Here is a 9777-nt window from a genome sequence, read left to right on the forward strand (position 1 = left end):
CAGCTGCTGTTCGGCCCGGGCGGCGGCGGCCGTCGCGGTCCGGGCCCGCGCGCGCTGGCGCAGGGCGACGAACACCGCGGGGCAGGCGATCAGGGCGACGGCCAGGGTCGCGGCGAGAACCGGAATCCCGAGGGCGGGCGGTGTGAACACGGCGACCACCACGGCGATCGCGGCCAGCACCACCCCGGCCCCGAGGACGACGTAACCGGCGGCTCCCGCGGCCTCCCCGCGAGCGGTACGCTCCCCCGGCGACACAGCCGTCGACTGCGCCATCGGCCCGACTTCCGCAGTACTCACAGGCCCCCAACCACCAATCGGCACACCGAACACGCAGCACGACAGCCCGTTTCGATAACGCAGGCGAGCATATCGAGCCCTCGCCCCGCCTGCCACTCGAGCGGCGAGGGTTCATCACGAGTTCGACTGCGATTCGTTACCGAATCGGGATGTCCCCCACCCTCCGACCTGCGGTCATGCCGGGATCGCCGCACCGATCGTGGCGGCCGTCACGCCGTAACCGGAATCGTTGGGATGCAGGTGATCACCGCTGTCGAGCGCGTCGGCGAGCCGGGTCGGGTCGCCGGGCGCGGCCATCGCCCGGTCGAGATCGGCCACCGCGTCGAAGGCGCCGGGTGATCTGATCCAGCTGTTCACCTCGGACCGGAGACGGTCGCGGTCGGCCGAGTAGTACGGCGACCCGGCGAACGGCAGCAGCGTGGCGCCGACGACGCGCACCCCCGCCGCCCTGGCCGCGGCGACCAGTTCGCGATACCCCGCGACGAGCTGCTCGACCGAAACCTGTGGGGACACCTGACCGTCCGGACCCGTCGATCCGGCCAGGCCGATGTCGTTGATGCCGATCAGCACCACGACCGTGCCGACGCCCGGCTGGTCGAGCACGTCCCGGCGGAACCGGGTGAGCCCGCTGTCGCCCAGCACGGTCGAATCGGTGAGCAACCGGTTGCCGCTGATCCCCGCGTTCACGACGGGCCGCCGGCGGCCCTCGGCGGCGAGGTAGCGGGCGAGGTGGTCGGGATAGCGCTGATCGGCGTCGACACCGGAGCGGTAGCCGTCGGTGATCGAATCGCCGAAGGCCACCGTGACATCGCGAGGCCGGTCGCTCCGAACGGTGTCGACGCCGACCAGGAAGTACCAGGACTGGGACGTCTCGGTGAACGCCGCGGCGGTCGGGTCGGCGGTGTGCTCACCCGTCGCGCGGTAACTCGTCGCGGCCGCCTGGGCGTGCTGGGTGGCGGGGCCGGTGGGCGTGGCGAAGTACAGCGTCACCGCGAGCGCCTCGCCCGCCGCGACCGAGGTGGTCACGGCATCGCTGGAGACCTCGGCGCCCGGCGCGATCTCGAACGACCCCGCGCCGGTGACCGTCAGTGGTCGCACCGTCTCCGGGTGCACGGCGGCACCACCCGCGCTGCGGGCGACCGTCGCGCCCGCGACAGCCAGCGGTGCCGTGCCGTATCTGTTCGACAGCCGGACCCGCACCCGCGGACCACCGTCGGCGAGCCGAACCACCTGGCGGACGGTCTGATCGGCGAAGCCCGCCGCCGACCAGTTCGGCGTCACCGCGGTGGCCGGATGCTGGGCGGCGGCCGCCCACGCGCCCGACCAGTCCGGCGGGGTCGCCTCGACACCGCACGCCACCAGGGTCAGCGTGGTCAGCGCGGTGACGAGCAGCCCGAGGCGGCGGGCGAGCCAGGTCATCCGAGGGTCCAGCTCATGCCGAAGGCCGACAGCGCGTCGAGGAATTCGGTCGGCTCGAACAGCTCGGCGGGCGCCAGCGCGCCCGGCGTGCCCGCGCCCGCGGCGAGCCGGGTGGCGACCTCGACCGCGAGCTGAGCGCTGTTGCGGTAGGCGTCGGGTCCGCTGCCGATGCCGCGCAGGGTGCGCCCGGCGTGGTGGACGTCGACGACCACCGAGTACGCGGCGGGCGCCGACGGCGTTTCCGGCGCGGCCGCCAGATCGTCCTCGGTGACGGTGCCGATGATCTCGAAGATCGACGTCGCCAGCACGCCCTCCACCGATCCCGCCGTCGTGTGCCGCGGGATCGTCACCACCGACGGCTGCGGGAACTTCCGCACCGCAATGGGTTCGGTGGCGCCGGGCAGCAGGAAGGTGGCGCGGCGCGCCTGGGAGCCGGTGCGGAACTCGCCGTCGGACCACGACAGCCCACCGCTGGTGAAGACGTCCAGATTCCGCAGCACCGTGCGCATGCTGCCGCGCGAGCCCTCCCCGCCCGGCAGCGCGACATGACTCAGCACGATCTCGTCGGCCCCGCCGAGCCGCTGCGCTCCGAGGTGGGCGAGCAGATCGCCGAAGATGCCCGCCTCGGTGGTCGCGGTGGCGAGGGTGACTCCGGCCGCGGCCGCGAGCGGGCCGTACTCGGTGAACACCCGCTCGACGAAGAGCTGTTCGCCCGCGACGTCGACGTAGTGGGCACCGGCCGCGATGGCGGCGCGCAGCACGCCGGCTCCGTTGCCGGTGTAGTCGGGCAGGGTACTGATCACGACGTCGATCCCGGTGAACGCCTCGACCAGGGCGGTGTGATCGTCGGCGGCGGCCACCCGGATCACCCCGCCGACCTCGGCGAGCCGCCCGGCGTCGCGACCGACCACCACCGGGTCGATGCCACGCCCGCGCAGCTCGTCCACCGCGAATCGGCCGACGTGTCCGGTGGCTCCGTAGACGGCGATCTTCATGTCGTTCTCCTTGTTCATCGGGATGATGAACTCAGACTATGCAGCGATGGTGAGACAGAAAATCATCCAGGATCTTCAGGAGATATCCAATCGTCTCGCAGCGTAGGGTTTACGACATGGATCTGCTCAGCGACGTCCTCGCCACTGCGCGGACCGGCACCCCCGCCTCCGGCATGTTCGTGCGAAACGCGCCGTGGGGCCGTCGGTATCCGCACATCGACGGCGCCGGCTTCCACGTCGTCCTGCAGGGCTCGTGCTGGTTGACCCGGCTCGGCGTGGAACCGATCGCGCTCGGCACCGGCGACGCGGTGTTCCTGCCGCGCGGCATCGCCCACGATCTGCTCGACCAGCTCGACAGCCCGATCACCGAGACGGCCGGACCGGGCGATGTCCGGTTCGTCGACGGACCGGGCGCGCCCGCGACGCTGCTGTGCGGTTCGTATCACCTCGCCGTCGACCGCACCCATCCGCTGCTGACCGAGCTGCCCGAGGTGGTGCACGCCCCGGCGCGGCTGGGCACGCACCCGGCACTGCGGTCGGCCGTCGAACTGCTCGCCGCCGAACTCACCGATGCCGGCCCCGGCTCCGACGCGGCGATTCCCCCGCTGCTGGATCTGCTGCTGCTGTATCTGCTGCGTGCCCATCTCGCCGAGGCCGCGACATCCTCGGGCTGGGCCGCGGCCGTCGCCGACACCGACATCTCCCGATCCCTGCGCGCCATCCACGACGACCCGGCGCACGGCTGGACCGTCGAATCCCTCGGCGCCACCGCGGGTCTGAGCCGCGCCGCCTTCGCCCGCCGGTTCGCCGAGCTGGTCGGCGAGCCACCGCTGACCTACCTCACCCGCTGGCGGATGCTCACCGCCGCCCGGCTGCTGCGCGACACCGACCACCCACTGGCCACGGTGGCCCGGCGCAGCGGCTACGGCTCCGAGTACGCCTTCGGCAAGGCGTTCAAACGCGCGTTCGGCACCGCCCCCGGCCGCTATCGCGCGGCCGGGACACCGGTGCTCGTCGCGGGCGCGAGCTGAACCGTCAGGCGCGGACGGCAGGTGCCTCGACCTCGACGAGCAGGCCCGGTTCACTCGGCGCCGCGACGCCGAGCCGGCTTCCGGCATCGCGGCGCCATCGGCCGCGCTCGACACCGGAATCCCGGTACTCACCGCGTTGTTCGTGGGCGGCCGGGGACGATCCCGAGCGGTGCGCGCGGCCGGTGGCGGCGGGCGGGCAGGTCAGTCGAGTTCCGCGACCGCCCTTTTCGCCGCCTCGGCGACCAGCGCGTTGGCCGGCTCGGCGTCCTGGTCCGGCTTGGTGGTGAGCACGGCGAGCACGAGCGGCGCGCGCCCCGGCGGCCACGCGACGGCGACGTCGAGGGCGGAGCCGTAGGCCGGGCTGCCGGTCTTGTCGCCGACGATCCAGTCCGCGGGCAGTCCCGCCTTGATGCGCTTGGCGCCGGTGGTGCTGGCCTTCAGCCAGGCGGCGAGCTGCGCGCGTTCGGGCTCCGGCAGCGCGGTGCCGACGACGAGGGCGCGATAGTCGGCGGCCAGCGCGGCGGCCGTGGTGGTGTCACGTTCGTCGCCGGGGATGGCGGTATTGAGCTCGGGTTCCCAGCGATCCAGGCGCGACACCGTGTCACCGAGGGAGCGCAGGAACGCGGTGAAACCCTCGGGGCCGCCGAGCAGACGGAGCAGCAGGTTGCCCGCGGTGTTGTCGGACTGGGTGATCGCGGCGTCGCAGAGCGCGGCGACGGTCATGCCGGTGTCGATGTGGCGTTCGGTCTCCGGGGAGTTCACGACGATGTCGGCGGCGGTGTAGTGGATCACCTGGTCGAAGTAGCCGCTCGCGAGCGGATGGGCCTGGAGCAGCGCGCCGCAGGCCAGACCCTTGAAGGTCGAAGCCATCGGGAAACGCTCGTCCGCGTGGTAGGCGACGGTACCGCCGGTGCCGGTGTCGATCACCGACAGGCCCAGGCGCGCAGCGTATTCCGTCTCCAGCGCGGCGAACGAGAGCGCGGCCGCCGTGGTCGAGGAGACGGCGGGGGTGGTGGTCTCGGCGGCGGTCGAACAGGCCGGAACGGCGACGGCGGTCATCGCCAGCGCGACGGCGGCGAGGCGGCCGCGCAGGGTGGTGGTCACGAAGGAAGTCACCACCGCACCCCATCACCACCGCCACCGCCCGGGCCAATACCCGACACGGCCGCCGGCGAGTCGGCATCGATATCGGCGCAGGTCGCCGCCGACCGGCGCGGACGAACGGTCGAGCGCCGACGCCGGATCCGGGGCGCCCGTGCCGCGCACGCTGGTTCAATGGCCGACATGGATCTGCTGCGACACCTCCGGTTCTTCGTCGCGGTCGCCGACGAGGGCCACTTCGGGCGGGCGGCCGCCGCGCTGGAGATGACGCAGCCGCCGCTGTCCCAGGGGCTGCGGCGGCTCGAACAGCATCTCGACCTCGAACTGATCCACCGCACCAGCCAGGGCGCGATGCTCACCGCCGCGGGCAGGCAGTTGCTGCCGCGGGCCCGGCTGCTCGTCGACGACGCCGACCGGCTGCTCGCGGAATCGGAGCGGATCGCCCAGCGCAGCGGCACCGTGCGGTTCGCCGCCACGACCGCGCTGCCGGACCGGCTGGTGGCCGCCTGCGTCACCGCGCTGCGGGTCCCGGGCGGCACCGTCTCGACCGCGCTCGGCACGACGGTCGATCTCACGGCCGAGGTGCGGGCCGGGATCTGCGATGTCGCCGTGATCGAACATCCGGCCCTGGTCGACGGTATCGACGCCGGTCCGGTCGTGAAACTGCCCCGATGGCTGGTGGTTCCGGCCGAGCACCGCACCACCACCGCCGAGCGGCCCACCTTCCCGATGCTCGCCGGACTCCAGTTCGCGCATCCCGCCCGCAGCGCCAATCCACCCGCCTTCGACACCGTGCTCGACCTGCTGCGCGAGCGCGGCCTCGACACCGGCACCCTCAGCGCGCCCGACGACCGCGCGGTGCTGGCCGCGGTCGCCGCGGGCACCTGTTTCGGCCTCACCGCCACCCCGCCCACGCCGACGCCGGGCGTGGCCTGGCTGACACTCGCGCCACAGTCGGTGGCTTTGCGGGTCAGGATCATTCGCCGCCCCGACGCCGCCGACCACGCCGACGCCCTGGACAAGGTGCTCTACCGCGAGCGCCTGCGATGAGCGTCACCGACCGGATCCGCGCCGTGTTCGCCGACGCGGGCTGCACCGGATGGCTGCATGCCCGCCGCTGCGACGACTCCCCCGCCGAGCTGTCGGTCGGCGGCCGTGAGCGGGTGGTCACCGCGTCGGTGTACAAACTGCTGCTGTTCGTCGCGTTCTGTCGGCAGGTCGACGACGGGCTGCTCGACCCCACCGCGCCGATCACCGTCGACCCCGCCGAATGCACCCCCGGCCCGACCGGCCTCGCGGCGCTGCACGACCCGGTCACCCTGAGCCGCCGGGACCTGGCCACGTCCATGATGACGGTGTCCGACAACGCCGCCGCCGACGTGCTGCTCGGCGAACTGGGCTTGGCCGCGGTGACCGATCTCGTCGACGCGCTCGGCCTCACCGAGACCCGCGTCCTCGGCGGCACCGCCGATCAGCACCGCAGTCTCGTGCGCGATACCGACACCCACACCACCGCCGAGGCTTTCGCCGCGCTCGCCGACAACGACGAGGCCTGGACGGTCTCGGCCTACGACCCCGCCTACGCCAGCGCCACCACGCCCGAGGAGATGACCCGCTTCCTGCGCCTGCTCTGGCGCGGCGACGTGTTGTCCACGGCGAGTACCGAATTCACTCGTACCGTGATGAGCAGGCAGATCTGGCCGCACCGGATCGCGGCCGCCTTCCCGCATCGCGGGGTCGTCGTCGCGGGCAAGACCGGCACCATCGGCATCATCCGCAACGAGGTCGCCGTCGTCGAGTTCCCCGGCGAAACCCCCGTCGCGGTAGCCGTTTTCACCCGCGCCGCCCGCGCCGACCCGACCCTGCCCGTCGTCGACGCCGCCATCGGCGAAGCCGCCCGCCTCGCCGTCACCGAACTCCGCCGCCCCCACTGACCGACCCCGACCCGGTCGGATATGGCTAGCATCGTCGGTCGTGGGTGGAGATTCTTCCGGTGTCGGCCGGGTGCGGATGGTCGGGATCGTGGCGGGGGTCGTCGGGGTGGCGCTGGCGGTGGCGGCTCCGCTGCTGCCGGTGCGACAGGAGCGGGCGAGCCTGGACTGGCCGCAGCCGCAGTCGATGCAGCTGAGCGCGCCGCTGGTGGACTATGTGCCGTTGTCGCTGGAGCTCAGCGTGCCGTGCACGGCACTGCGGGACCTGACCGGGGCGACGGTGCTGGCGACGGTTCCGCCGCAGGCCCCGCGCGCGGGGTCGAAGGGACTGGTGGCGCGGATCGAGGACCGCCCGGAAACCGGCCGCACCCTCGCGGTCGTCCTGCGCGATCGACTGCTGCTGAGCGCGTCGCTGGCGGAGATCGCCGGTGGTGCGCCGCTCAGCGGTGGACCGGGCTCGTCCGAGAGCCGACCGTCGGGTACCGACCCCTCCGGCAGCACTCCCCCTTCCGGCACCGCCCCACCACCCGGCACCACGCCTCCCCCCGGCGCGACACCGCCACCCCCCGAGGCATCACGGTCGGACGCTCCGGCCGGACCCGCAGCCGGTTCGCAGAGCGGCGCGCCTGCCGGATCGACACCGACCGGCCAGAACACACCTACCGGGCCTGCACCCGTGCCCAACGCTCCGCAGTCCGGCGCTCCCTCCGGGTCCGGCCCCGGCGCAACGAACGGACCGACCGGGTCGACACCTCCACCGGCCGGGGCGCCGGGTGGTGGAAACCTGAGCGGCGCACCGCAGAACGGGCAGACGGCCGGGTGCGGTGCATTGACGGTCGTGTCGACGGCGACGAGGACGACCGCCGAACTCACCGGGCTGACCAAGCCCGACGGGTCGCCGCTGCGGACCACCATCGATGCCGATGTGCGCCCGCAGCTGGTCGGGGTCTATACCGAGCTGGATCGGGCGCGGGCGGGCGATGCGCGCCTGCACGCCGAGATCGATGCGCGGTTCTCGTCGAGTCCGAGCGGCTGGAAGCTGGCGGCGATCCTCGGTGCGGTGTTGTGCACGCTGATCGCGCTGATCTGCCTGCATCGCGGTGACATCCGCGACCGGCGGCGCGCACGACGCGTCCTGCCCGCGCGCTGGTGGCGCGTCACCGGCCTGGACGCGACGGTCGCGGGCACGCTGATGGTCTGGCATGTGATCGGCGCGAACAGCTCCGACGACGGCTACATCCTGACCATGGCGCGCGCCGCCAGGGAAGCCGGCTACACCGCCAACTACTACCGATGGTTCCAGGTCGCCGAGGCGCCGTTCGGCTGGCCCTACGAGGTCCTCGCCCAGCTCACCCGGATCAGCGACGCCGGACTGTGGATGCGCGTGCCCGCGCTGCTGGCCGCCCTGGTGTGCTGGCTGGTGCTGAGCCGGGAAGTGCTGCCACGCCTGGGTTCCCGCGTCGCCGCGAGCGCACCCGCCCGCTGGAGCGCCGCCCTGCTGTTCCTGGCCCTGTGGCTGCCCTACAACAACGGCCTGCGCCCGGAACCGCTGATCGCGGTCGGCGCGCTGCTCACCTGGTGCTCGATGGAGCGGGCGATCGCCACCCGCCGGCTGCTGCCCGCCGCCGTCGCGGTGCTGATCGCGGCGTTCTCCCTCGCCGCCGGTCCCACCGGTCTCATCTGCCTGGCCGCCCTGCTGGCCGGATCACGGCCGGTGCTGCGCACGATCATCGCCCGCGCGAGGACGGGCTCGGGACCGGCGCTGCCGCGCTACGCCGCGGTGCTGGCGCCGATCGCCGCCGCGGGCACACTCGTGCTCGTCGTCGTCTTCGCCGACCAGACCTTCGCGACGGTGCTGGAGGCCACCCGGGTCCGCCAGCTGGTCGGCCCCGACATGTCCTGGTTCGAGGAACGCACCCGCTGGGATTCGCTGCTCTCGGTGAATCCCGACGGCTCGCTGGCCCGGCGCTTCGGCGTGCTGGCCATGCTGCTGTGCCTGGCCGTCGGTGTCCTGGTGACCCTGCGTCGCGGCGGGCGCATCCCGTCCACCGCCCGTGGCCCGGTCACCCGCATGCTCGCGGTGACCTTCCTGGCCCTGCTGCTGATGATGTTCACCCCCACCAAGTGGACCCACCACTTCGGTGTCTACGCGGGTCTGGCGGGCGCGCTGGCCGCGGTGACCGCTGTCGCGCTGAGCCGCAGCCTCCTTCGGGCGGCCTACCTGCGCACCGTGTTCGCGGCGGCGGTGCTGTTCCTGCTCGCCGTCTGCTGCACCGGCTCCAACGGATACTGGTACGTCTCCGGCTACGGCGTCCCGTGGCCGGACCGGGCCCCGACCGTCGGCGGCATCGAGGTCTCCACCCTCTTCCTCGTGGCCACCGCCCTCACCCTGCTGGTCGCCCTGTGGCAGTACTACCGTGCCGCGCCCGAAGGAACCGAAACGAGCTCGCGCAGCGCCACACCCAGCGTTGCCGGCTCGCCGCACCCAACGGCCGACGACGCGGCCACCGCCACCGCATCCACGGGCGAGCCCGCGACGCTGCCCGGAACCGATGCCGGGGCCGCGAGCACGCCCAGGGCCGCCGGGCGATTCCGACTGCCGGTGATCGCGCCGCTCACCGTCGCCGCGGCGGCGATCGTGCTGTTCGACGTGGGATCGCTGGCTACCGCTGCCCTCGCGCAGTACCCCGCCTATTCGGTCGGTCTGTCGAATCTGCGGACGATGACCGGCGACTCCTGCGCGCTGGCCGACGCCGTACTGGTGGAAACCGATACGGCCGACTCGCTGCTGACTCCCTACACCGGCACCGTCGCCGACGGACTGTCCGCCGAGAACATCGGCTTCACCCCGAACGGCCTCGGCAGTCTCGCCCCCGACCCGGGCCCCGGCCAATCCTCCGCGCCCCCTTCGGGTTCGGGTCCGACCCCCGGCGGCCCTGGCGGCGCAGGACCGGGCAGCGCGGGTCCGGGCGGCAGCTCGGGGCCGGGTGGCGCAGCTCCCGG

7 protein-coding genes and 1 pseudogene are annotated in these 9777 nt (G+C 73.1%); 4 read left to right on the forward strand and 4 right to left on the reverse strand.

Annotated features, from left to right (window positions below; genetic code table 11):
- The 3 genes and pseudogenes from V8688_RS29810 to V8688_RS29820 all read right to left on the reverse strand — a co-directional run.
- Positions 1-297, reverse strand: a pseudogene (locus V8688_RS29810) (hypothetical protein); the annotation flags it as partial.
- A gap of 174 nt (positions 298-471) precedes the next feature.
- Positions 472-1716 carry a GDSL-type esterase/lipase family protein gene (locus tag V8688_RS29815; protein ID WP_342802186.1) on the reverse strand — a complete coding sequence of 415 codons (1245 nt, stop codon included), beginning with the start codon at positions 1714-1716 and terminating at the stop codon, positions 472-474.
- Entirely contained in the window at positions 1713-2711 is a 999-nt protein-coding gene (locus V8688_RS29820; RefSeq protein ID WP_342802187.1) for a saccharopine dehydrogenase NADP-binding domain-containing protein, read from the reverse strand. The genes V8688_RS29815 and V8688_RS29820 overlap by 4 nt, the downstream gene beginning before the upstream one ends.
- Before the next feature lie 116 nt (positions 2712-2827).
- Here V8688_RS29820 and V8688_RS29825 point away from each other — a divergent pair, with 116 nt between their 5' ends.
- Complete coding sequence (locus V8688_RS29825; protein ID WP_342802188.1) at positions 2828-3742, forward strand: AraC family transcriptional regulator; 915 nt, start codon at positions 2828-2830, stop codon at positions 3740-3742.
- A gap of 201 nt (positions 3743-3943) precedes the next feature.
- Here the strand turns inward: V8688_RS29825 and bla are convergent, their stop codons facing one another.
- A complete protein-coding gene (bla, locus tag V8688_RS29830) occupies positions 3944-4801 on the reverse strand; it encodes a class A beta-lactamase (RefSeq protein ID WP_342802191.1) in 858 nt (285 codons plus the stop codon).
- A gap of 216 nt (positions 4802-5017) precedes the next feature.
- On the opposite strand from bla, the gene V8688_RS29835 reads away from it, so the two are divergent.
- From V8688_RS29835 to V8688_RS29845, 3 genes are all read left to right on the forward strand, one after another.
- Complete coding sequence (locus tag V8688_RS29835) at positions 5018-5893, forward strand: LysR family transcriptional regulator (protein WP_342802189.1); 876 nt, start codon at positions 5018-5020, stop codon at positions 5891-5893.
- A complete protein-coding gene (locus tag V8688_RS29840; protein ID WP_218716989.1) occupies positions 5890-6777 on the forward strand; it encodes a serine hydrolase in 888 nt (295 codons plus the stop codon). Before V8688_RS29835 ends, V8688_RS29840 begins: the two co-directional genes overlap by 4 nt.
- Before the next feature lie 40 nt (positions 6778-6817).
- A partial coding sequence (locus V8688_RS29845) for an arabinosyltransferase domain-containing protein (protein WP_342802190.1) occupies positions 6818-9777 on the forward strand: 2960 nt, incomplete at its 3' end.

The sequence above is a fragment of the Nocardia sp. No.11 genome, assembly GCF_038752175.1.
GTDB lineage: Bacteria > Actinomycetota > Actinomycetes > Mycobacteriales > Mycobacteriaceae > Nocardia > Nocardia canadensis.